Raw genomic sequence first — 24,063 nt, forward strand, 5'->3', positions numbered from 1 at the left:
TTTGCGAGCAAATTTAAGCAGCAAAATCCGCAAAGCTTTATACATTTAGCTTTGCGAACTTTACGTTTATTAATAAACGCAAACAAAAGCCTTTGCAAACTTTGCGAAAAACCTTTGCGCACTTTGCGTTAAAAAAATCACAGCCACAAGCTGAAAGTAATGGTACGCAGATGACGCAGATTTAAACAGATTTTTGTCATTTCGACTGAAAGGAGAAATCGCACTCGTTAATCTACAAAGAAAATCGCCAATCTTTGTCGATACACTAGTGCGATTTCTCCTTTCAGTCGAAATGACATACTTTATGTTTTTCAAGTTTCAAGTTCCAAAAGGAAGCTGAAACTTGAAACAATAAAACTTGAAACTATTTTTCACCATTAACCGGATCAACTCTCACATAAGTTCCATCATCATATTTAATTTGATAAGAAGAATTAAAGAAAGTACTCGGCAGGTAATAATCGGTAGTGATGATTTGTGCTCCAGAAGTTTTTGCAGCGTTGAAATGCGTGTAATCATTTGCTCTTGCTTCTTTAGTGTCAGCATCGGCTCTCGTTCTTATGATATAACCTTTTTTTACTAAATCGGCAATTGTAGCATCTTCAGGATTATTTCTAAATATCGTTGCAGCTTCTGGTTTTCCGGGCTCGGCGTTGATGAAAACCGCACGCCCTTTTAACGACGGATGATTTAAAGCATATAAATCTCTTTTTGCTCCGTTATTATCCAAAATAAACAAAAATTTACCTTTTGCTTTTTTCAGTGTTGGCCAGTTGTTGTTTAAAACCGCTTCTTCCAGCGTTTTGTATTTTCCACGTACCATGTCTGGCGTAATCAATTTATTTCCTAAACCTTTACGTAGTTCTTTGTCTAAAGCATCAAAAAGTTCAGATGTAAATTTCTCAGCTTTTGTTCCCAAGTAGCTGTCATCATCTTTTGGTTCTAAAGTAATAAAAACCGGAACATGATCAGGATTTGCGTCAGACCATTTTTTTAGTTCTGCAAGACAGCCTTGAAGCGTGTAGCAAGAAGTTCTAAAATCGATATCAATCATATGAAAAACTTTAAAACCCGGTTTTTTCATTTCACCATTTGGGTCGTAAGCTTCTTGTGATTTTACAATGTCAAGACCTTTTGGATGTACAAATTTTCCACCTTGAGGATCGCCCTGAACATCAATTTCTAATTGGCGTAAACCTTTATTCAATTGGTCTGTAAGGCTGATGTGTGTGTATTGTAAACCTTTTAGCGAACGTGTAGTATCTTTTGCCTGAATGAAATTGAATAAGTCAGGTTCGATATTATGGCGATAACTGTTGTGTGAACCAATAACTTGTATCTGGTTGATTTTTAAATTCTCATTTTGCGCTTGACTCAATTGTACTGTCCCGGCAAAAAGCAATGCAAACAAAATTTGTTTCATGATTTTAGATGAAATTAGGATTAAAAAGTATGGAGACGCAGCAAGAGAGAATTGCATTTTAGAGATTACTAATGTAGCGCCGCAATTTAATTTTTGTGTTAGCTAAACGAAAAGAAATCGCAAATCGATTGTCATTTTTGCCCGAAAATCGTAGTATTAATAAAACAAAACAATTCAAAATTTAATTTAAAGATAACTTTCAGGCAAAAACTATTGGTATAACATTTCCTTATTTTACATCACTTAATGTGATTAAAATAACCAATGAAGAATCCTGAAATTTTTGAAAAAACGTATACTGATTACTGGCAGAAACTCAATGCCTTCTCCTATACGATGACTCAGGATAAAGACTTGGCGCAGAATATTGTTCAGGATGTTTTTATTGATTTATGGGAGCGAAAAGACGATTTAAATATCAATGCAATCGAACCTTATTTATTTAGAGCGGTAAAAAATCAAATTTTCAAACATTATCAAAATAATCGTTTCGACAAGACGATTATGGAAGATAAATTTGAAGATTACATTATCGACAATTTTCAGTCAATTGATCCCGAAGTAATGGATTTACTTTATTCCTTATTAGATAAACTTCCGGAGAAAAGAAAAGAGGTTTTATTAATGTATAAATTTCAGGATATGTCAATTGATCAAATTGCAGAAGAACTTGGAATTTCTAAACAAACGGTAAAAAACCAAATTTCATCGGCAATAAAACAATTGCGCGAAGGCTTGAAAGATCTGGCCTGGATAGCTCCAATTATCTTTTTTAAGCAAAATTTTTAAGATAACTTTCTGTTAATGGTTTCATAATATTTACGGATAGTACGATTTTAAACTTTCGGTACTTATAGGTAACAATAAGTATTATGATAAAAAGAATTAAGCATAGTTTAGAATATCTTATAGATAAAAGTTCTCGAAATAAAACTTCAGAGGCAGAAGAAAATCTGCTGAATAATTTTGCTTTAAGCGAATACCAAAATTCAAATTGGGATGAATCTTCAATGGGAAATTCTGTTGAAGTTTCTAAAAATATATACGACGGAATTCAACTTCGAATGGTGAAGAAGAAAACATTCAATTTCAATCCGTACCTAAAATATATGGCGGCTGCCAGTATTCTTTTTCTTGCTGGTTTAGGTTTTTTCTTTAAGCCTGATTTTGCAAAAGAAAAACAATTATCATTTAAAACGTCATCGGATCCCAAATCTATCAAACTAAGTGACGGCTCGAAAATTTATCTGGCAGCAAACTCATCATTTCAGTATCCTGAAAAATTCGAAGGAGACGAAAGAAAAGTCGTTTTATTAAAAGGAAATGCATTTTTTGAAATTGCAAAAGACAAAAAACATCCTTTTATAATCACTTCTGGCGAGCTTAAAACGAGAGTTGTGGGAACTTCATTTCACATTCAAATGTCAAAATCAAAATGTGAAGTTATTGTCGTAACCGGAAAAGTAAATGTTACTTCAAAAGGGCAGAGCGTTGATTTAGTTCCAAATGAAGAAGCATTATTTGAATCGCAAAAACTTACTAAACAACTGGCTGATAAATCATTTTTGGTCAATTGGTACAATACAGATGTTACTTTGGATCAAACTACACTTAGACACGTTATCACCATTTTACAATATAAATACGGAGTTTCATTTCAATATGATAATGAACAAGTATTAGCAACGCCGTTAACGGTATTCATTAAAAAAGACGCAGCATTAGAGAATGTTTTAGAACAAATAAATTATATCACAAACCTAAAATTCAAAGTTTATGGCGAAATAGTAAAAGTGGATTAAAAACAAAAAGCAGTTGCTGAGAACAACTGCCATTAATAATTAAGTATCGTAAAAAAACCAATAACTTAAATCATGTATTTTAAACCTTCTTATTTAAATCTAAAGAGTTGTATCTTTTTAGTACTAGCGTTACTAACCATTCAGAGTGGTTTTAGTAAAACTACCTTAAAAAAATCAAAAATAGAAAATAAAATAGAAAAAGCTACACTTGTTTCTATTTTTTCAAAATTAAGTCAGAAGACTGACTATAAGTTCAGTTACGGACAAGCTGTAATTGCTGATAACACATCGTATGTTGTAGATTATAGTAAAGAATCGGTTACATCAATTTTAAGCGATCTTTCAAAAAAAGCTAATTTCAATTATAACATCAACGGAAAATTAGTTTTAATTCAGAAAACAACTTCGGCTAAAATTTCTAAACCCGTAGATGCTGAGAAAATCAAAGTAAAAGGAAAAATTGTTGACGAAAACAATGTTCCAATGCCGGGTGTAACGATTTTAGAAGCTACTACAAAAAATGCAGCAGTTAGTAATTTTGACGGAGAATTTGAACTTTCTGTTGAAGAAGGAAAAACGCTTGAAATTGCTTATTTAGGATATAAAACTAAAACAGTTACTGCTCAAAAAGGTTTCATGACTATTCAATTAGAACCAAACACTTCTGAACTAAGCGAAGTTTTAGTTGTAGGTTACGGAAAACAATCTAAAAAAGACGTTACCGGAGCAGTTACACAATTAGAAGCTGCAAATTTCAAACAAGGAGTTAACGTTTCTGTAGATAATTTAATCCAGGGAAAAGTTGCGGGTGTACGTGTGGTGAACACAAGCGGTGAGCCTGGAGCAGGAGTAAATGTTACAATTCGTGGAGTTGGATCTATCAGAAGTGGTAGTACACCTTTATTTGTTGTTGACGGAATGCCATTGACTAATGATGATGTGAGCCCTTCTGGAAGTAATGTTGGATTTGGTAACTCATCTGCAAAAAATCCATTAAACTTTTTGAATACAAGTGATATTGAATCGATTACAGTTCTTAAAGACGCTTCGGCTGCAGCAATTTACGGTGCAAGAGGATCTAACGGAGTTGTGTTAGTTACAACCAAAAAAGGTTCAAAAGGAGAAGGAACATTAACTGTTGACTCTTATATGGGAGTTTCGACTGTTGCTAACAAATTAGATGTTTTAAGCGCAAGTCAATATAGAGGTGCAATAAAAGATAAAGCATTTGATCATGGCGGCAACACAGACTGGCAAGATGTAATTTATAGAAGTGCAGTTACTAAAAACAATGCGTTGTCTTTTGCAAAACAAACAGAATCAGGAAATTACTATGCATCTGTTGCACAAATGGATCAGGAAGGAGTTATTCGTAACAGTAATTTCAAACGTCTTTCTGGTAGAATTAATGCTGCAGAATCATTTTTAGACAACAAACGTTTAAAAGTAAAAATGAATCTTACTGCAAGTGAAACTAAAGATGATGGTGTTCCTACAAGTGATGATGGTGGTTCAAACGGACAGTTAATCGTTCATACATTAATGGCAAACCCAACAAGATCAGTTTTTGATGAGAACGGAAATTACACAAACTTTAACATGAATGCGCATTATAATCCTGCTTATTTATTGAGTATTTATGAGGATCAAACGCGTACGCTGCGAGTTTTAGGAAATTTTGAAGCTTCTTTGAGAATTATTGACGGATTAGAATATAAATTAAATGTTGGTCTGGATCGTTCTACAGCAGAAAGAAATACTACTATTTATCCAAACGTGACGGATTTAAATCCAAAAGGAAAATATGTTCAAAATAATTTAGATTCTAAAAACTCTTTAGTTGAGCATTATTTGACTTATAATCTTGCATTAGACAAACATAAAATTGAAGCTTTAGGTGGTTTCTCTTATCAAAAATTTGAAAGATCAGGAACAAGTTTCAGTATTGACGGAATTGCTGCTCAGGGAGTTGGTATAAAACCTTCAATTAATCCTGGATTTGCCGGAATTCAATCAGGAACTACAGGTTATGCTCAGGAAAATGAATTACAATCGTATTTTGGAAGATTAAATTATTCTTTTAATGACAAATACCTTTTTACAGCTTCGATGAGAGCTGACGGTTCTACACGTTTTGGTGATAACAATAAATACGGTTATTTCCCGTCATTTGCTTTAGGATGGAATATTTCTAAAGAAAGTTTCTTAGAAGATGCAACTGCTATAAATAATTTAAAACTTAGAGCGAGCTGGGGACAAACAGGAAACCAGGAAGTTCAAAACAAATTGACTAAAGCAAGTTATTCATTATCTGGTCCAGACGGATATTATTTATATGATGATTTAAATTTAGTTAACGGAGTTTCAGTAACCAGAACAGCAAATCCTGATTTAAAATGGGAAGTTGTTACTCAATACAATGTAGGTTTAGATTTCAGTTTATGGAATGATAAATTGTACGGAACTGTTGATTATTTCAACAAAACAACTACAGACGCGATCTTAAACGTTCCTTCAAGCCCTTTAAAACCAACAACAACTGTTTGGACAAATATTGACGGGAAAATCGTTAACAAAGGTTTTGAAATTATGTTAGGTTCAAAAATCGTTGATACTAAAGATTTTAGCTGGAATATTGATGCAAACGGAGCAACATTAAACAATAAAATTGAGGACTTACCAGTTTCAGAAATCTTAACAGGAACTATTTCAGGGCCTGGACAATCTGGGGTAAATGCTAACATTTACAAAAGTGGTTATGCAGCAGGTTCATTTTATTTGTTACAACATGTTGGTTTTGATGATAAAGGCGGAAACATCTTTAAAGATCAAAACGGTGACGGTAAAATTGATAACAGCGACAGAATTATTATCGAAGGAGCTTTACCAACTTTTTACTACGGATTTAATAGTGATATGAGGTACAAAAACTTTAGTTTTTCATTCTCGATCATTGGGCAGACAGGAGGTTACTTATTGAATAATACAGGATTGAACGCATTAAATATTAACAACCTTGCTTCTGACAGAAACGTTGCTACAGGTTATTATGAGTCTGGTGCAAATCCAACAAACTCACCAATTTTATCTACACTTTTCTTAGAAAAGTCTGATTTTATCAGGTTAAATGCAGCTCGTATTGGTTACAATTTTGATTTAAAAGGTCAAAACTGGATCAACGGATTAACACTTTATGTAACAGGAAATAACCTGATTACAATTACTAACTATACAGGATATGATCCGTTAATCAACAGTCCGAAATCAAACGGAGGAAATCAATCTATAGGTATTGATTACGCTGCTTACCCAACTTCGAGAACATTCAGTTTTGGAGCAACTTTAAAACTATAAATCATGAAAACAAAGACATTTTTTAGCATAAAAATTATAACGATATTCTCTTTTATTTTTCTATTAAACAGTTGTACAGACCTTAATGAAGCTGTATTAGATGAAAAATTAGGAACAGATGCTACAGATCCTGCAGGTTCGCTTGCTGCAGCATATGACAGACTTGGAGACGGAACTTTTACAGATCACGGAGCTGTTTTTGCAATGCAGGAATATACTACAGATGAGGCTATTTTACCAACTCGTGGAAGTGACTGGGGAGATGGTGGAAAATGGAGAGATATGCATGAATTTACATGGACTTCAAGTAATGCTATTATTGTAGGTAACTGGGATTTATTGACAAACGGAATTACACGTTCTTTAACGGCAATTAAATCATCTGAAGAAAATACTTTTCCTGAAAAGAAATTATTTTTAGCAGAAGCAAAAGCTCTTTTAGCCTATTATACCTATACTACATTAGATCTTTACGGACAAGCTCCATATAGAGATCCGTTGAATGTAGATGCACCAATACAAATTTTAAAAGCAGATACTCAAATTGACCAATTGATAAAAGATGTTGAAGCTATATTACCAGATTTGGCTGATATTGGAACTCAAAGAACTTACCACGGAAGATTTACAAAACAAGCTGGTTATGCTTTTTTAGCGACGATGTATTTAAATCGTGCGACATTCAAAGATCGTTACAATGCTTCATCAAATTTCAATTTTAATGAACCAGCAGTATCAGGTACAGGAACAGATATGGACCGTGTTATTTATTACACTTCATTACTAATTGATTCAGGGAAATTTAGTTTAGAAAGCGACTTTTTCAAAAACTTTGCAAGAGACAACGATAATGGTAAAGAGCTTATTTTCGCGATTTCTCAAAAGATAGATTATATCCGCAACGGTTCAAATAGTTTTGCTTATGTATGTATGGAGCGTAACCAGAGAACATCTGCTTTAAACAGAGGTACAAATGCCGCCTGTACAACTCCTGAATTTTACGCAAGCTGGGATGGAAATCATGACGATCCAAGATTTGAGCAGCATTATCAATATGCTGATGGTACATGGTTTATGAATGATGGTACAGATGTAAGTGTGCCTGCAACAGATATTGTTCCTAAAAGCAGCCCAGCACAACCTTGGTTCCATTTTAACAGAGGTATTCAGGCCGGACCACAATATGGTCCTGTATTATTAACTTCTGCATCTTTTCAAATGATAGGTAACCGTATTAAAGTTTCTCCATTAGTTATGGAAAAAAGTACTACTACGAGAATGGATTTTACACCATCATTAACGTTTGCAGATCCTACAAAATCTGTTTTTGCTCAAAATGAAATCAATCAGGGAGCTCGTGTATTTAAATATGAATTTGATCCAGAAGGAGGAAACGGTAACAGTAATGTTGATATTCCGTTATTCCGTTTAGGTGGAATGTACGCTATGAGAGCTGAAGCACTTTACAGAAAAGGAAGCACAGGGCCAGCAATGGATGATTTGAACAAATTGCGTACAAGCAGAAAAAGAGAATCATTATTTGCAAATGCTCCGGGAAAAGCGCTTACTTCATTAGATGCCGCACAATTATATAAAGAATTAGGTTTCGAATTATACTGGGAATTACAAAGAAGACCAGAGAGCATTCGTTTTGGAAAATTTGATTTAGCCGGAACAGCAAAAGCTGCTACTCAGCCATTCAGAAGATATTTTCCAATTCCACAAACAGTTATCGACCAAAAACTGTTTAAACAAAACCAAGGATACAATTAAGAGTTTGTGTTAGTTTATTTTTTATTTTTTTTGAAAAAAGCCTGTCTTCGAAAGAAGCAGGTTTTTTCTTTTTAAGGTTCAAAGGTTTTTTCTGTAGAGACGCACAGCAGTGCGTCTCCCGTCCAATATTCTGTAACAAGAATCCATTCTCAATAAAACGTGTTGTCTCACATAATGTTAGACGCACTGCTGTGCGTCTCTACGGAAAATCTTTGTCGATAGAATTATCAATATCCAATATTCCGTTCCAATAAAAAGCCTTTGCACCTCTGAACCTTTGTCTCTTAAAAAAACTGAAAAAAATATAATAAACAATTAAGAAAAATGTAAGATTTAACTGTTTGAAAATAAGTAAATTTGAGTAGCATTTGATATTGGATATCAAAAGAATAAAACAACTATTTAAATAACTCAAAAAGTGTAAAAAACCATGATACATCAAATTGACACTACTGATAACATTGTTGCCTTTAGAGCATTGGCAGAAGTAACAAAAGAAGATTTTTTAACCGCTGTGGTTCCCGCAGTAGAACATTTAGTAAAGCAAACTAACGAAATCAATTTTTTATTAGTACTCGATACTGATATTAAAAATTTCACAGCCGGTGCATGGCTTCAGGATGCACTTTTAGGATTAAAACATTTAGGGAAATGGAATAGGGCAGCCATCGTAACAGATTCTGAAGATATTATCTCTTTTACAAACGGGTTCAGTTATGTAGTTCCCGGAGAATTCCACGGATTTAAAAAAGAAGCTTTCAACAAAGCCTTAAACTGGGTTGAAGGAAATATAAATTTGCCGGCTAATTAATAAATTAGCTAATTAGAGAATGCGACAATTAGATAATTGATCATCAGCAAATAAAAACAAACATGACATTAATAGAAAATGCCCGTTAGGTTTAAAACCTTAACGGGCATTTTCGCAATTAGCAAACGTTTTTCTTTTATTACTTTGCTACTTTTTTATAAACTGCTGCAGACAATAATGGCAGTGCAAGACTTCCTACAATTGCGGCAGCTTTATTATGTCCGGTTTTCTTTAAAACAGCTCCAACTAAAATAGAACCAAATCCGGCAATAGCCAGCTGTTTTACAGAAAGATTAGCAGTATTATTTTCGATAGGTTTTATTCCGTGCAATAATGGGTCAATGAATTGTAAATTTTCCATGATTTTTATTTATTTAATTATACGTATTTCTATTTGTTAATATTCTTTTCTTTATCAGTTTCAGTCTCAATTTTTTCAATTTCCACTTTTTCTTTTTTTATAGCTTGTCGCAGAAGAGCAAAAAGACTCATATAAATGTTTGCCATAAACACCAGCGAAAACCCGGCCAAAATATACCCGCGCCAGTCGTTTAACAAAAGTTTATAATCTGTCAAAAATAAAAAGCCAATTGTAACGTAATGACTAAAACAATATTCGCAGGTAAAAAGATAAAAGAACTTTCTAGTGAGTAAAAACTTCTCATTTTGAGACCGTTTTACACACCATTCATGAGGTTCTCTAAAAATCTCTTCGTGCGTTATAGTCCAGCTGATACAAGCTATGGGAACAGACAGTATAAACAGCCAGAAAATTTGAGTTGCTATAGTCATAAACTGATAATGCTTTAACTAGTTTTTCTTATTCTCTCGGGTGATTTTCCGGATAATGTTCAGCGTCAAAATCGTCTAACTCTTCGTCATTATCAAGATCGCCGTCTTTTTCTAAATCATCTTCAGAATCTAAATCCGGATCATACTCATCATCAAAATCATTTTCTTCACCGTCATTTGTAATGGCATCATCTTCATTTATTATTCTTTCCTCATTTGGAATATTTTCAGATCTAACATTCGAATTTTTTTCAAAATCCTGTTCAGGATGTTTCAAATCTTCGATAAACTCTTCCTGATATTGATAAGGATCTTCATCTCTTGCATAATTGTCATTATCTATCAGTGTATTTTGCTCTATAACATCAGGATCGCTTTCGCCAAATTCCCAATTATTTTCTTTCTTTAAATCCTGTTTGTATTGATCTTCATTAGAATACGTCCCATCTACAAGCGTATTTTGATCTATAAAATCCGGATCCGTATGACCGTAGTCATAGTTGTTTTGCTTTTCCATGGCTTTACGTTTTAAAGTTGTATTTTACAAAGTTAGCAAGCGTGTAGACGGAATGTTTTACAGGAAAATAAATTATAGTTGCATAATTAACAGTTGCTTACGATTTAATGACCTAAGAAATATGTTCTCCAGCTTTTTTATTTCATTAAATTTGACTTATCATAACATATTAAAACTTTTTGCAGGAAATGCAATGCTATAGACAATCCTAAATTTACTTGGATTAATACATAATTAAAGAATAAAAGAATATGAAAAAGCTATTTTTAATTTTACTGTTTTTATTGCAAATCTCTGGAGTCTTTGCACAGAATCAAGTTGAAGATCCTTCATCAAAAAAAATTATCGGAACCTGGTATAATGATGCAAACCGAAATGCAAAATGGATATTTGGTTCAGATGGAAAGCTTTATAATTATGATAAAGATGTTTTCAAAGTTATGTTTCGCTATACTATTTCACACAGCTGTCAAAATAATTCAGATGATACTACTGAATTTATAACTTTAATGGATAAAGACGGAAATGAATTTTGTTTTAAAATAAATGCCATAAACGAGAATAAAAATGGGATTTTATCTTTAACCAAAATGGATACGATGCAGCCACTTCGTTTTGTCAATAATGTAAATATTAAAAGCGGAATGTAATTCCAAACGTTCCTACGGAACGTAACGAAAACACGCATATTTTTTTCTACCAACGAAATGTTCCTATGGAACATTTTTTTGTTTCTAAGAAATAAAACTTTGTGCCTTTGCGCCTTTGTGGCATTTTTTTTTCCTGCATTAAATTTTCATTAACAAAAAGTAAGATTTCATTAGTTTATATTTGTAAGGCACAAATTAATCCTAAAGCGTTGTACCTCATGAAAATCAAGTTTTTTTTCTATATATTTCTATTTGGTATTTTTTCAGTTTCAGCTTATAGTCAGAACGTGAAGCTGTTAAATATCAATCAGCTTAATGAAAGAATCAAAAACGGAAAAGACAGTACTTATGTAGTCAATTTTTGGGCAACCTGGTGCGCACCCTGCATTAAAGAACTGCCGCATTTCGAAAAACTCAGCGCAGAACACAAATCAGAAAAACTTGCTGTTTTATTAGTAAGCCTTGATTTCAAATCAAAATTAAGTTCAAGCGTCGTTCCTTTTGTGAAAAGAAAAAACCTGAAAAATGAAGTATTTCTTTTAAACGAAAGCAGTCCGCAGGAATTTATTGACCGAATTGACCCAAGCTGGTCAGGAAGTATTCCCGCAACACTTTTTATCAAAGATGATAAACGAAAATTTGTAGAAAGTGAATTTACCTATGAACAATTATTAACTGAATATAAAAAACTGTAAACCCGTAAACCATGAAAAAAATAATTCTATTATTCGCATTGGCACTTTCTGCCTTTTTAGCGCAGGCACAAACTGGAACAACTCTTAAAGCCGGAGATACTGCACCGGATTTTAAGTTAAAAAATGTAGACAATAAAGAAGTTTCTTTTGGAAGTTTTCCAAATGCTAAAGGTTATATCGTTGTTTTTACTTGTAATACATGTCCTTACGCTGTAGGTTACGAGCAAAGAATCATTGATTTAGATAAAAAATTCAAACCACAGGGATATCCGGTAATTGCCATTAATCCAAACGATCCGGAAGCTTCTACAGCAGATACTTTCAATAAAATGCAGGATTTAGCAAAAGAGAAAAAATATCCTTTCCCATATTTATTTGACGCAGGACAAAAAATTACTGACGAATACGGAGCAAAACGTACACCTCACATTTTTATCGTTTCTAAAACTGCAAAAGGAAATGTAGTAGAATATGTTGGAGCAATTGACAACGATCCGGAAGGAACAAAAACGGAGAAAGTAAAATATGCCGAAGATGTAATTGCATCTTTAAAAAGTGGACAAAAACCAGCTGTAACACAAACTAAAGAAATTGGCTGTACAGTAAAAAGAAAAGCAAAAGCTTAATTATCAGAATTTAATTTGTTTAAAAAACGCCTCAATATTGAGGCGTTTTTTTATGCAATAGTTTCGCTGATTTTCTGTTCTTTAAGTTCCAGTTCAGCAATAATTTGTTTTTTCATTATCGTCTGAATATAATCTTTTGCTTCAGCATAAGAAATATCATATTTACGTAGAATATCCTGAAAATGAACAGGAAAATCAGCTAGTAATTTATCGTAATAAATATTCAGTTCTTTTTCAGTTGGCATTTCAAATTTTAGTTTAATTTGAAATCTTCGCAGCAAAGCCGTATCAATACTGTTGTAAAAATTCGTAGCACAAATCAGTAAACTGTCCGTAGGTAAATAATCAATTAACTGAATAATTGTATTTACCAAACGTCTCATTTCGGCAACATCTTTATCGTCGCTTTCACGGCTTTTTCCAATTTGATCAAATTCATCCAGAAATAAAACGGCTTTTTCGCGAATCGCTTTGTCGAAAATCGCCTTTACATTTTTAGATGTTTCACCAATTTTAGCATTAATTAAAGTACTTAGGTTAATAATAACAATGCTTTTATTTAAAGCCGTTGCAATAGCTTTTGCAGTTGTCGTTTTCCCGCAGCCCGAATGTCCGTGAAGCAGAATTTTATTATCAACTTTAAGGTTATATTTTTTTAATTCCTCGATGTATTTATGCTCTTTTATGGTTTGAAGCAAAGCAGATTTATTCTCTTCGCTGAAAAGCAGATCGTCCAGCGCAATTTTTTCAGTATCGTTTACAACAAGTTCGTACAGATTCATTTGAGATTTTATTTCGTGCAAAATTAAGTTTTATTCTGCAATATTTTCGTTCCAGATTTCTTTCCCTAAAAAACGGTTTCCAAAAATAGAAATTCCAATTCGCACCATGTTGGAACCTTCGGCAATAGCCAATTCTAAATCCTGAGACATTCCCATAGAAAGTTTTAAATTGGTTATTCCATCAATTTTTGCATCGTAAATTTCATCTCTTATTTCTCTAAGCAAACGAAGCGACGGACGCATTTTTTCTTTCTCAACATCTAATAATCCAATCGTCATTAATCCTTTGATTTTTAAAGTATCATATTTTCTGATTTCTTTAATAAAAGAAACAACTTTTGAAGGTTCTAATCCAAATTTACTTTCTTCAAAAGAAGTGTTGACCTGAATGAAAACATCAAGATTTCTATTTTCTTTTAGAAGCTGTTTGTGTAATTCTTCCGCAAGACTTAATCTATCAAGAGATTGAATACAGCTTACATATTTCAAAATATCTTTGACTTTATTGGTTTGCAGATGTCCAATAAAATGACGTTCGATTTTTAAATCTTTTAATTCTGAATCTTTATCTCGAAATTCCTGCATTTTATTCTCACCAATCAGGTTTTCTCCAGCTTCGATTGCAATTCGTATTCTCTTGGCAGGAACAGTTTTAGTTGCCAATAATAATTGAACATCAGAAACATTTCTGCCAGAAAGTTTACAGGCATTTTCGATACGATCGTGAACCTGTTTCAAATTAAAAATAATATCCTCTTTCATAACAACAAAGGTATCGCTATTGTGGAATGTAAAAAAGATCCAGTTTTTTCTATATAAACTAGTCCAGTTTATTTGAAGAACCAGACCAGAAAATGCTCAGAAATGACAAAACTGGATTATTTAATGGTTAGGTATCCTGCCTAATTTTGTCTCGCAATGAAGTCAAATTAAAATCAAATCAAAATGAGTAAATCAATTTTTTATCATGCAGGTTGTCCAGTTTGCGTAAGCGCAGAACACGACATTTTAAATTTAGTAAAAGATGTTGAAGTAGTAAACATCGGAGAAGACAGATCTCGAATTGCTGAAGCTCAAAAGGCTGGTATAAAATCAGTTCCGGCTTTGGTAACGCCAAACGGAAATGTATTGCACATTAATTTTGGTGCTTCTATGGAAGAAGTGATTGGGTAAATACAAATAGTCTTCAAACTTTGTCAAAGTTTTAAACTTTGACAAAGTTGACTTATCAGAGAAAATAATATACTTAAAACAAAACAAGGAATTTAATTTTTAACACATAGAAACATAGATTTTTTCTTTTAAAAAGAGTGCAAAAAGAAACTAGTTTCTAACACATAGCTATGTTTGTTTAAACAAGTGAAACGCCTTTACAACGCTTTAAAAACTATGTCCCTATGTGTTTAAAAACAATAACACAACAAATAAAAAAATAAAAATAACATGAAAGTAGCAGTATGGGATACTTATGTAACCCGAAAAGACGGTAAAATAATGCATTTTGATATTTTGGTAGATGAAAATACAGACGATGCAAACCAGGTTTTTGAATATGGAAAAGCATACCTTAAAACAGTTTTACAAGAAGGTCAGCCTTTGACCTCAAAAGAATGCAGATTTTGTCATATTGACAAAGCGCCTGCAGATATAGAAAATCAAATTCTTAAAGACGGTTTTTCGATTATTGAAATGGAAAACTGTTATTAATTTTTCGTTTAGAATTATTAATTCATAGACTGAAAGTGTGGGGACTTTCAGTCTATTTTATTTGTTATAATTATGAAAAATATCTTCGATTTAGAAACGCAAAATAATAGTTTAGACGGAAAAATTACGGCAGGATTTGAACGCTTATCGCAAGTTTTCAGAGTTTTGTTATGGGAAAAGGCCAAAAAGCACGATTTGAGTCCAATACAGATTCAGGTTTTGATATTTATAAAACATCATACCAAAAATAAAGCAACCGTAAGTTATCTGGCGAAAGAATTCCATTTGACAAAAGCCACGATAAGTGATACAATCAAAATATTAGAACAAAAAGAATACATTACAAAAACTGTTAATGCGAATGATTCCAGAAGTTCTACAATCGAACTCACGGCAAAAGGTTTAGAAATGGTTTTGGTAACCGAAGATTTTACAGATCCGTTATTTGATTTGGTTAAAATAGTATCCGAAAAGGAGAAATCGGTTTTATGGAAAAATCTTAGTTCTGTAATTGAGCAATTGCATAATCTGCAAGTTATAAACGTTCAAAGTACGTGTCACAATTGCGGCTATTTTGTACAGCAAAATAAAAATAATTATTGCCGATTAATGGACATTAAATTAGAAACAAAAGACATCAGATTAGATTGTAACGATCACAAACCAGTTCGGTTATAAATATTTTGAAATTGCTTTTATTCCTTCTTCCATTTGTTCTTCGGTAAGGGATGCATATCCTAATCTAAATCCATTTATTGGAGTGCCAAAACTGAATTTTTCAGGAAACATAATTTTGATTCCTTTAGAAAGCAATTCGGTACAGACTTTTTCTGAGTCAACAATTTTATTCGGAACAATCCAAAAAGCCAAACCGCCTTCGGGTTTAATAAAAGTAATTTTATCTTTTAAATGAAGTTTACAAAGACTTTCAAAATGATCTCTTTTGGCTTTATAAATCAGGTTTGTTTTTTTGAGATGTCTTTTGATTTTGCCTTCATTAATCAGATGAAGAACGGCTTCTTCCATAATATTATCACCCTGAACATCAATTATTCTGCGGTGATTTGCTATTTTCTCAATATTTTGAGAAGAACTTGCCACATAACCAATTCGTAAAGCCGGAGCTACAATTTTACTCAAAGTTCCAATATAAATAAAGTTTTTCGCATTGCTGTAACTCGAAATCGGCAGAATTGGACGCTGTCCGAAATGAAACTCATTATCGTAATCATCTTCAATAATTGTAAATCCGTATTGATTAGAAAGTTCAATGAGTTTTAATCTTTTCTTTAAACTCATCGTAACCGTTGTTGGAAACTGGTGATGCGGCGTTACATAAATCGCTTTTACAGAAGAATGTTTTTTAAGATGATTTTCGACTTCATCTAAATCTAAACCATCTTTGGTAACACTAACCGGAAGCAGACTTGCACCGGCATTTTCAAAAGCTTCCCACGCAGGTTTATAACCCGGATTTTCTATTATCACATAATCTCCTTTTGATAATAAACAATGCGCCGCCAGATACATCGCCATTTGACTGCCGCGCGTAATGCAGATTTCATCTAAAGAAACATTCATTCCGCGTTTAAAATTCAGCATTTGTACAATTGCTTTTCGAAATTCGATATTCCCAAGTTCATTGCTGTAACCCATAATCTGCCAGCGCGATTTTCTGTTGAAAATTTCACGATAAGCACGTGCCAAATCGTTCATAGGAGCCAGGCGGCTGTCGGGAAGTCCGTCATCAAAAACGAGATGCGGTTTCTGATTTTCGACTGCAATATTGACTTGTGTTTCTGCTTTTTTATTTGGGCTGATTTCAGGAAGAATATCGGCAATAAATGTTCCTTTTCGGTCCATTGTAATCAGCCAGCCTTCGGCAATCAAAACATCTAAAGCTTCAATTACCGTGTTTCGGTTCACATTTAATAGTCCGGCCAGCTGACGGCTTCCGGGCAAAGCATTTCCACTGGTTAGTTTTCCGGATTTAACCGCATTGATAATAGCATCAGCAATTTGCAGGTAAAGTGCTTTGTCTGATTTTTTATCTAAGTGAATTTCAAATTGCCAAGGTCTGAGCATCTGGACTAGTGATTTAAATTAAAAGTGTATTTTGTGGGTAGACCAAATTTACAATAATTTTGTCGTGCAGTAAATAAAAAAACAGCCAGAACTAATCATTAGTTTTGGCTGTTTTTTTGTTTTAGAATTCTCCTTTTTTCATATAAGGCTGACCCCAAAGTATACTTTGCATTAAAACACTTTTTACCCAGGCATTATACATTTTATCAACATCGGCGGCACTTGCTCCGGTTTTTGCCAAAAATGGTTTTAACGTCGTTGTAACCGGAATGGTTAAAGCCGGAATATAACGATAATTGATCACAGGAACAGAAGTAACATTGTCTGTTTTATTTTTCTTGGTGGTGTAATGTCTTAAACCAATTTCATATTGATAGTTAAGCCAGTCCTGATCGTATTTTGCTTCAGCTGTTTGAAGAATCCACATTTTAAAACGACCTCTGACTTTTGCTAAATATTCTCCGTCTGGTTTTCCGGTTTTAGTGTTTCCAAAAAAGTAAACCAATTGTGGTGTAGATCCCACAAATCCGTACCAAACATCCAGAATGGCATCTGTTTGACCTTCAAGAATGTCGTGGCTCATTTGTAAATACTTTACATCTTCATCAGAAAAAAGTAAAGATTGTTCTAAAAGTTTTAATTCTTCAAGTGTAAACGGAGATTTCGCTACTTCTTTAGTTCCGTACGTATAACCGTGCGGTGCTTTTGTTTCCTGCGCTGCCGCTTGCAGGGTAATAATAAGTACTACTGCTAAAATTGCTTTTTTCATTTTTTTGATTTTTTGTTAGGACATTATCGTCATGACAAACTTAGGTAGGCATCCTAACTAAAAAATGATCCAGTTTTTTGATTTATAATACTAAACTGGTTTAAAAAGCCGCAATTATTTTATAGTAATTCTAATAATTTTTCAGTCGTAATTACTTCTGCAAATTCCTTATTCAGACTGGCTAAAGTAGTTTGATGAATTAATTCTGAATCAAATTTTTCACCATTTATTCCAACTCTATCAAAAGTAGCTGTGGCATCTGCAATTAATAAAGTTTCATAACCATAATTGCCCGCCATTCGTGTTGTTGTAGAAACACAATGATTTGTAGTTAAACCCACAATAACAAGATCGGTAATGTTTTGCGAGTCCAGTCTTTCTTTTAAATCAGTGCCAATAAAAGCGCTGTTTACATTTTTTGTAATTACTGGTTCATCGCCAATTGGTTTTGCTTCGTCTTTAATTTCAAATCCGGGATTAGAAGGATGTAATTTTGAATTTGGATGTACAGAACTGTGCACAATGTGAAAAATGGGTAATTGCAGCATTCTCCATTCTTTAAGAATTATTGCAATTTTTGTTTCGGCATCTTTATTGTTTCGGTTGCCGCCCCAAAAGTCTTCTTCATTAAAACCTTTTTGCACGTCAATTATGACCAAAGCGGGATTTTTTTCTCTAAGTTTCATTTATTTATCTATTTGATTAGATTACAAATGTACTTTGGAACTAAATGCAGAAAAAGGACAAACAATAGTCGGTTTAGGACAACAGGTTTTTGATCGAAGAACTCAAAGCATCGCTGTTTTGATGCAGTACAATTTTTAATTGTTTAGAAGTTTTGTAACCGCATAAATGGGCAATATGTTCTATTTTATAATCAGAATTAGCGAGAAGACTTTTTGCTTTTTCAATTCTTAATTTGGTTCGGTAATCAGCAATTGTAAGGCCAGTTTCTTTTTTAAAAATTCGGGTTAGATTTCTTGGGCTTACATAAACTAATTCAGCTAAAAATTCTATGGTCGAAGTTTTTTCTAAATTGTAAATAATCCAATCCTGAATGGTATGGATTTTTTCGTCACGATGATTTCGATATTGTAAATAAACGCTTTCCTGTTCTTCCGTTCCGTTTCTTCTTTTATAAACTACGAGTTCTTTGGCTATTTTTGATGCTGTTTCTTTGCCGTGTCTTTCTTCAATTAGAAACAAAGCCAAATCAATTCCGGTAACAATTCCAGCACTTGTGTAAATGTTTTCAGACTTCGTATAAAGTGTATTTTTTTGTGTTTTTACAAGAGGAAAATCAGTTTTAAGTTTCTCGACAAATTTCCAGTGCGTGGTACATTCTTTATAATCTAAAAGTCCTGATTTTGCCAAAAGAAAAGCTCCGGTACAAACACTGCAAATTGTAGTTTGATTTTGATTTGCTTTGTGCAGCCAGTCAAAAAATACAAGATCATCAGCAATTGAATTTAAAGCGCGCGTGCTAAATCCGGAAATAAAAATAATATCTTCTTTCTGCGGACTAACTTTTGTAAAATGAATTAATGAAGAAAGTTCTAAACCAGAATTTGAACTTACAGAAGATTGCCCGCTAATAAATATCAATTGATAATCCAAACCCAAATCACGAGCTTCCTGAAACACTTCGACAACACCGCTCAAATCAAGTAAAGTGACTTGCTTTGGAATATAGAAATAAACCGATGGTTTAGTTTTTGTCATTGTAGAAACTTCTCGTTTATTTTTTCAGTTTTATTTTAAAAAAATCGATAGTTCTTGTCCACGACAGCGTTGCCGCTGCTTCATCGTATCTTGGCGTTGTATTGTTATGAAAACCGTGATTTACATTTGGATAAAAATAAGCGGTATTTTCGACTTTATTTTTGTCTAAAACTTCCTGAAATGCCGGCCAGCCTTCGTTAACGCGTGTATCTAAGCCTGCGTATTGCAATAGGAGCGGAGTCTTAATTTTTTCGGCTTCTTCTTTTGTTGGCTGTCCGCCGTAATACGGAACCGCAGCCTTTAAATCGGGAATTTTTACGGCCATCATATTCGAAATCCATCCTCCAAAACAAAAACCGACAACGCCAATATATCCGTTGCAATCTGGGTGTGCTTTTAGATATTCGTAAGCGGCAATAAAATCTTCGAGCATTTCTTCGCGGGTACGTTTCTTTTGCAGTTCTCGACCTTCGTCGTCATTTCCGGGATAACCGCCTAATGGTGACAAAGCATCTGGCGCAAGAGTAATAAAACCTTCAATGGCAGCTCTTCGCCCCACATCTTCAATATACGGATTAAGTCCGCGGTTTTCGTGAACCACAATTATTCCGGCTAATTTCTTTTTAGAATCCGCTGGCTGAGATAAAAGCCCTTTTATAGAACCACCGCCTTTTGGAGAATCGTAGTTGATGTAGCCCGTTTTTAATCTAGGATCTGTTGGCTGCACCAAAATACTGTTGACATAATTGGGCGTCATAAAACTTAAAAGTGACGGAAGTGTAAGCGAACCAACCGCAAATATGGAAAGTTTTTCTACAAACTGTCTTCGGTTAATTTTATTATGAGCATAATCATCATATAAATCAAATACTTCCTGACTGATATCTTCTTTGGTTATTTTGTTATCCATGATCTTGATTTTTTGGGATAACTAAATTAGGGAATAAAAAGTTAATTGTTGATTATGAATTATGAATATTCCTTAGTGAATAGTTTTAGCTGGAGAAACTGAAAACTGTGACTGCGACTAAAAACTTCCGTTTAAAGACTTTTCAACTTCTTCATAAAAACTGGAAACACTTCATTCAATTCATCAAACAAAGGATTATTTCGGTGTTTTAGTTTTATTTCGCTGAATAATTTTAAACCAAGTGCAAATTGTGTGGCTTCGTGCGGGTTTTCGAATATATTTTTGTCCTTTATTTTTTGGATGATTCCGAAAATTTCGTCGTGATTATCGAATTCTATTCCCAGTTCTTTTGCCGGATGCGTGTCGCCGTTGGCATATTCTTTTAAGCTTAGAGTTAGATAATATTTGTTGGATCTTTTTTGCATGATATTTTAATTTTCAATATTATTTCAGCCATTTATCGACAATCGTTTTAAATGTTTCTTTGTATTGTTCGCCCACCGTAATTTCCGTTTTTCCAATGAAAATTGAATTCTTGGTAATGGCGTTTATTTTGTCAAGAGAAACGATAAACGAACGATGAACACGCATAAATTTTGCCGATGGTAGTTTTTCTTCTAAAGCTTTTAAGGATATCAGCGAAAGCACTCCTTTTTGAGAATCGTCAAGATGTACTTTTACATAATCTTTTAAACTTTCGATATATAAAATTTCTTTAAGTGGAATTCGAACCCATTGGTATTCTACTTTTAAGAAAATAAATTCATCATCTGCCGCAACTGTCTGGAAGTTGTTTGAAGCTTCTTCTGTTATTTGCAATACTTTATTTGCAGCACGCAGAAACTCCTCATAACTAAAAGGTTTTAAAAGATAGTCGACTGCATTTACTTTATAACCTTCAATAGCATAATGATTGTAAGCCGTTGTAAAAACGATTTTTGGCACTAAACCCGGCTGTTCCTGCAAAAGTCTCGCCAGTTCCATTCCCGTTAAATTAGGCATATTGATATCCAGAAAAACAAGATCTGGCTGTTTTTCCCGAATTATACTCATGGCTTCAACAGCATTATCACAGCTTGCCATTAATTGTAAAAAAGGAGTTTGTTCGATAAAAGTTTCGACAAGTCTTAATGCGAGAGGTTCATCATCTACTGCTATACATTTTAATGTTGTCATTACTCTAAGTTTATTTGCAGTTTTACATCATACATTCCGTTTTTACCAATGCCGGCTGTCAGCGTATGTTTATTTGGGTAAATTAAATGAAGTCTGCGTTTTGTATTCGTTAAACCAATTCCGCCTTCATCAGTCGTTGCTGTTTTTTCGAAATAGGTGTTTTTTACCTCAAATTCAAGATTACTTCCGTTTTGTCTCAGCGAAATATAAATTTCACTTTTATCCGTAGCATGAATGCCGTGTTTAAAAGCATTTTCTACTAAAGGTAGTAATAACATTGGAACAATTGGGTAATCGTGTATCTTTTCTGGAATGTCGGTTGTAATCGTCAATTTTTTGTTTGCACGAAGTTTCATCAGCGAGATAAAATCTCTCATAAACTCGGCTTCTTTTAATAAAGTAGTTGTTTCTTCCGTACTGTAAAGTAAGTAGCGCATCATTCGGCTTAACGTATGAAGCGCATTTCTCGAATCTTCAATATTTGTATAAGTAAGCGAATAAATACTGTTTAGGGAATTAAAGAAAAAATGCGGATTAATCTGCGCTTTCAGCATCGCCAGTTCGGCCATCGTTTTATCCTGTTCCAGTTTTTGTTTGTGCTGTGCGGCTTTCTGCCAATGCTGTAACATTGCCCAGCTCGTGCTGATTCCTAAAACCAATAAAGTGAGCATTAATACATAATTGTCAAAATATGGATTTCGGTATTTTTTAAACCCTAAAACTAAACTGATTTTATTATGAAGATCGGTTTGAGAAGTATAAAAATAGGCAATAACCTGCATGGCAAAAACGGTGAGAAAAGCCCAAATCAAAAACGGAGAAGTATTGTCTTTTATAATGGTTTTTGGAACTATGATTTTGGCATTAGAATAAAAAATGATAATTAGTAAAACCAATACAACGATCTGCCAAATCCAAAACACACCCGGAAGTATTACATTCCAGGTTAAAGGCATGTAAAACAACATGATAAATCCCAATAATACCCAGCTCAGAATATGAAGTCCGGTAAAATAATAAGGTCTATATACTTTTGGTGCCATTTCGAATTTTATCTTTTTTTGACAATATTACTCTTTATTTAAATGCGATTTTGAACCAATCGCTAAAAACAGAATTACAGTCCGTAAAAACCATTTTTGAGCCGATGAGTTTAGGAATTAAACGCTTGTTTAACTTTTAAAAAATCCCATCGTGTGTCAGGCTATCTTTATCGATTGTCATTTGCTCTCCGTCTATTTCAAAATTTTTGCTTGTTATATTTTATTTCTTTTGTTGTCATATAATCGATAATTAGATATTATTTCAAATGAATAAGCAATCATTTTTAAGCATTCTCGCAGCATCAGTTATTATCGCATCTTGCGGTAAAAATGATAAATCGGCTCAGGCCGGAGGCGCACCGCAGGTTAAAGAGTATAAAACGCTGACTTTACAGCCGGAATCTGCTACATTAAACAGCGATTATCCTGCCAGTATTCAAGGACAGCAGAATATAGAAATCCGACCTAGAGTTGAAGGATACATCGATAAAATATTTGTTGATGAAGGAGCGGTTGTAAAAGCCGGGCAGCCATTATTTAAAATAAGCGCGCCAGAATATGAGCAGCAAGTTCGTACAGCATCTGCCAGTATTAAAAGTGCTCAGGCCGATTTAAGTGCAGCAAAACTGGCTGTTAACAAAGTAAGGCCATTGGTTGAAAAAGGAATTATAAGCAAATACGATTTAGAATCGGCACAATATACTTATGAATCTGCTGTAGCTTCTTTAGCTCAGGCAAACGCCGCTTTAGTAAATGCTAAAACTAATTTAGGATACACAACTGTAACAAGTCCGGTTGACGGCGTTGTAGGTTCGATCCCGTTTCGTTTAGGAAGTTTGGTAAGTTCTAATACAGCTGAACCTTTAACTACAGTTTCAAGCATTGGAAATGTGTATGCTTATTTTGCTTTAAATGAAAAAGCACTTTTGAATTTTACTAAAGATTCCGGAGCTTCATTAAATCAAAAAATTAAAAGTCTGCCGGCAGTTTCTTTATTGCTTTCAGATGGTTCTGCATACGATCAAAAAGGAAAAATAGAAACCGTAAACGGATTAATTAATACCGAAACCGGAACTGTAAATATCAGAGCTCGTTTCCCAAATCCAAGAGGAGTTATCAGAAGCGGAAGCAGTACAACTGTTAGAATTCCAAATGACGTTAAAGATGTAATCATAGTTCCTCAAAGCGCAACATTTGAACTTCAGGATAAAATATTTGCAGTTGTTTTAGGAAAAGACAATAAAACTAAAAATGTCAATATCACGGTACTTGAAAACACAACTAATAATTATTATGTAGTAACAACCGGTTTAAAAGCTGGTGACGAAATTGTATTAGAAGGAGTTGCTGCTCTTAAAGAAGGAAGCGAGATTAAAGCTCAAAATCAAAAAGCAGAAACAGTATACGCCGATTTAAAATAAAAGAA

At 33.6% G+C, this 24,063-nt stretch carries 25 protein-coding genes; 12 read left to right on the forward strand and 13 right to left on the reverse strand.

The features are described 5' to 3' along the window. Positions 1-364: 364 nt before the first annotated feature. A complete protein-coding gene (locus APR43_RS03025; RefSeq protein WP_053471931.1) occupies positions 365-1,423 on the reverse strand; it encodes a phosphatidylinositol-specific phospholipase C1-like protein in 1,059 nt (352 codons plus the stop codon). A gap of 264 nt (positions 1,424-1,687) precedes the next feature. On the opposite strand from APR43_RS03025, the gene APR43_RS03030 reads away from it, so the two are divergent. The 5 genes from APR43_RS03030 to APR43_RS03055 all read left to right on the forward strand — a co-directional run bounded on the left by APR43_RS03030 (position 1,688) and on the right by APR43_RS03055 (position 9,163). Further along, a complete protein-coding gene (locus APR43_RS03030) occupies positions 1,688-2,212 on the forward strand; it encodes an RNA polymerase sigma-70 factor (RefSeq protein WP_053471930.1) in 525 nt (174 codons plus the stop codon). A gap of 83 nt (positions 2,213-2,295) precedes the next feature. After that, positions 2,296-3,225, forward strand: a complete 930-nt coding sequence (locus APR43_RS03035) for a FecR family protein (protein ID WP_053471929.1) — start codon at positions 2,296-2,298, stop codon at positions 3,223-3,225. A gap of 72 nt (positions 3,226-3,297) precedes the next feature. Beyond that, a complete protein-coding gene (locus tag APR43_RS03040; protein ID WP_053471928.1) occupies positions 3,298-6,579 on the forward strand; it encodes a SusC/RagA family TonB-linked outer membrane protein in 3,282 nt (1,093 codons plus the stop codon). Between the two features lie 3 nt (positions 6,580-6,582). Continuing rightward, a complete protein-coding gene (locus tag APR43_RS03045) occupies positions 6,583-8,352 on the forward strand; it encodes a RagB/SusD family nutrient uptake outer membrane protein (RefSeq protein ID WP_053471927.1) in 1,770 nt (589 codons plus the stop codon). Positions 8,353-8,782: 430 nt separating this feature from the next. Further along, positions 8,783-9,163 (forward strand): STAS/SEC14 domain-containing protein, encoded by a 381-nt coding sequence (locus APR43_RS03055; RefSeq protein WP_053471925.1) that lies wholly within the window; start codon positions 8,783-8,785, stop codon positions 9,161-9,163. Between the two features lie 139 nt (positions 9,164-9,302). Here the strand turns inward: APR43_RS03055 and APR43_RS03060 are convergent, their stop codons facing one another. Together APR43_RS03060 and APR43_RS03070 are read right to left on the reverse strand one after the other, a co-directional pair. Then, positions 9,303-9,524, reverse strand: a complete 222-nt coding sequence (locus tag APR43_RS03060) for a hypothetical protein (protein WP_053471924.1) — start codon at positions 9,522-9,524, stop codon at positions 9,303-9,305. 459 nt (positions 9,525-9,983) lie between these two features. Further along, positions 9,984-10,472: a hypothetical protein gene (locus tag APR43_RS03070; protein WP_053471922.1), complete on the reverse strand. Its 489-nt coding sequence runs from the start codon at positions 10,470-10,472 to the stop codon at positions 9,984-9,986. 251 nt (positions 10,473-10,723) lie between these two features. On the opposite strand from APR43_RS03070, the gene APR43_RS03075 reads away from it, so the two are divergent. From APR43_RS03075 to APR43_RS03085, 3 genes are all read left to right on the forward strand, one after another. Beyond that, positions 10,724-11,122, forward strand: a complete 399-nt coding sequence (locus tag APR43_RS03075) for a hypothetical protein (protein WP_053471921.1) — start codon at positions 10,724-10,726, stop codon at positions 11,120-11,122. A 218-nt stretch (positions 11,123-11,340) separates the two neighbouring features. Beyond that, positions 11,341-11,817 (forward strand): TlpA family protein disulfide reductase, encoded by a 477-nt coding sequence (locus tag APR43_RS03080; RefSeq protein WP_053471920.1) that lies wholly within the window; start codon positions 11,341-11,343, stop codon positions 11,815-11,817. Between the two features lie 11 nt (positions 11,818-11,828). After that, a complete protein-coding gene (locus APR43_RS03085; protein ID WP_053471919.1) occupies positions 11,829-12,443 on the forward strand; it encodes a thioredoxin family protein in 615 nt (204 codons plus the stop codon). A 50-nt stretch (positions 12,444-12,493) separates the two neighbouring features. Here the strand turns inward: APR43_RS03085 and APR43_RS03090 are convergent, their stop codons facing one another. Continuing rightward, positions 12,494-13,225, reverse strand: coding sequence for an AAA family ATPase (locus APR43_RS03090; protein ID WP_053471918.1), 732 nt, complete (start codon positions 13,223-13,225; stop codon positions 12,494-12,496). A gap of 30 nt (positions 13,226-13,255) precedes the next feature. Beyond that, on the reverse strand, positions 13,256-13,987 hold the full coding sequence (locus APR43_RS03095; protein ID WP_053471917.1) for a YggS family pyridoxal phosphate-dependent enzyme: 732 nt from the start codon (positions 13,985-13,987) through the stop codon (positions 13,256-13,258). A gap of 183 nt (positions 13,988-14,170) precedes the next feature. On the opposite strand from APR43_RS03095, the gene APR43_RS03100 reads away from it, so the two are divergent. The 3 genes from APR43_RS03100 (at position 14,171) to APR43_RS03110 (ending at position 15,610) form a co-directional block, all read left to right on the forward strand. Next, on the forward strand, positions 14,171-14,398 hold the full coding sequence (locus APR43_RS03100) for a thioredoxin (protein WP_053471916.1): 228 nt from the start codon (positions 14,171-14,173) through the stop codon (positions 14,396-14,398). Between the two features lie 270 nt (positions 14,399-14,668). Beyond that, the gene (locus APR43_RS03105; RefSeq protein ID WP_053471915.1) at positions 14,669-14,932 is read left to right on the forward strand and encodes a DUF2024 family protein; all 264 of its coding nucleotides are present in this window, start codon (positions 14,669-14,671) and stop codon (positions 14,930-14,932) included. A 72-nt stretch (positions 14,933-15,004) separates the two neighbouring features. Beyond that, on the forward strand, positions 15,005-15,610 hold the full coding sequence (locus APR43_RS03110; RefSeq protein ID WP_053471914.1) for a MarR family winged helix-turn-helix transcriptional regulator: 606 nt from the start codon (positions 15,005-15,007) through the stop codon (positions 15,608-15,610). Here the strand turns inward: APR43_RS03110 and APR43_RS03115 are convergent. The 8 genes from APR43_RS03115 to APR43_RS03150 all read right to left on the reverse strand — a co-directional run bounded on the left by APR43_RS03115 (position 15,605) and on the right by APR43_RS03150 (position 22,637). After that, positions 15,605-17,017, reverse strand: coding sequence for a PLP-dependent aminotransferase family protein (locus APR43_RS03115; RefSeq protein ID WP_053471913.1), 1,413 nt, complete (start codon positions 17,015-17,017; stop codon positions 15,605-15,607). The two genes, APR43_RS03110 and APR43_RS03115, sit on opposite strands and share 6 nt — an antisense overlap. 121 nt (positions 17,018-17,138) lie before the next feature. Continuing rightward, entirely contained in the window at positions 17,139-17,786 is a 648-nt protein-coding gene (locus tag APR43_RS03120) for a protoglobin domain-containing protein (RefSeq protein WP_053471912.1), read from the reverse strand. A 119-nt stretch (positions 17,787-17,905) separates the two neighbouring features. Continuing rightward, positions 17,906-18,472, reverse strand: coding sequence for a cysteine hydrolase family protein (locus tag APR43_RS03125; protein ID WP_053471911.1), 567 nt, complete (start codon positions 18,470-18,472; stop codon positions 17,906-17,908). Positions 18,473-18,545: 73 nt separating this feature from the next. Continuing rightward, entirely contained in the window at positions 18,546-19,508 is a 963-nt protein-coding gene (locus APR43_RS03130) for a GlxA family transcriptional regulator (protein ID WP_053471910.1), read from the reverse strand. 16 nt (positions 19,509-19,524) lie between these two features. Beyond that, on the reverse strand, positions 19,525-20,418 hold the full coding sequence (locus APR43_RS03135; RefSeq protein ID WP_053471909.1) for a dienelactone hydrolase family protein: 894 nt from the start codon (positions 20,416-20,418) through the stop codon (positions 19,525-19,527). Positions 20,419-20,549: 131 nt separating this feature from the next. After that, complete coding sequence (locus tag APR43_RS03140; protein WP_053471908.1) at positions 20,550-20,843, reverse strand: DUF3861 family protein; 294 nt, start codon at positions 20,841-20,843, stop codon at positions 20,550-20,552. A 19-nt stretch (positions 20,844-20,862) separates the two neighbouring features. Next, positions 20,863-21,594: a LytR/AlgR family response regulator transcription factor gene (locus APR43_RS03145; RefSeq protein WP_053471907.1), complete on the reverse strand. Its 732-nt coding sequence runs from the start codon at positions 21,592-21,594 to the stop codon at positions 20,863-20,865. Continuing rightward, a complete protein-coding gene (locus APR43_RS03150) occupies positions 21,594-22,637 on the reverse strand; it encodes a sensor histidine kinase (RefSeq protein ID WP_053471906.1) in 1,044 nt (347 codons plus the stop codon). The genes APR43_RS03145 and APR43_RS03150 overlap by 1 nt, the downstream gene beginning before the upstream one ends. 266 nt (positions 22,638-22,903) lie before the next feature. Here APR43_RS03150 and APR43_RS03155 point away from each other — a divergent pair, with 266 nt between their 5' ends. Beyond that, entirely contained in the window at positions 22,904-24,058 is a 1,155-nt protein-coding gene (locus tag APR43_RS03155) for an efflux RND transporter periplasmic adaptor subunit (protein WP_053471905.1), read from the forward strand. Positions 24,059-24,063: the final 5 nt, after the last annotated feature.

Origin of the sequence: Flavobacterium sp. NLM, assembly GCF_002210235.1 — a bacterium.
Taxonomy (GTDB): Bacteria; Bacteroidota; Bacteroidia; order Flavobacteriales; family Flavobacteriaceae; genus Flavobacterium; species Flavobacterium panici.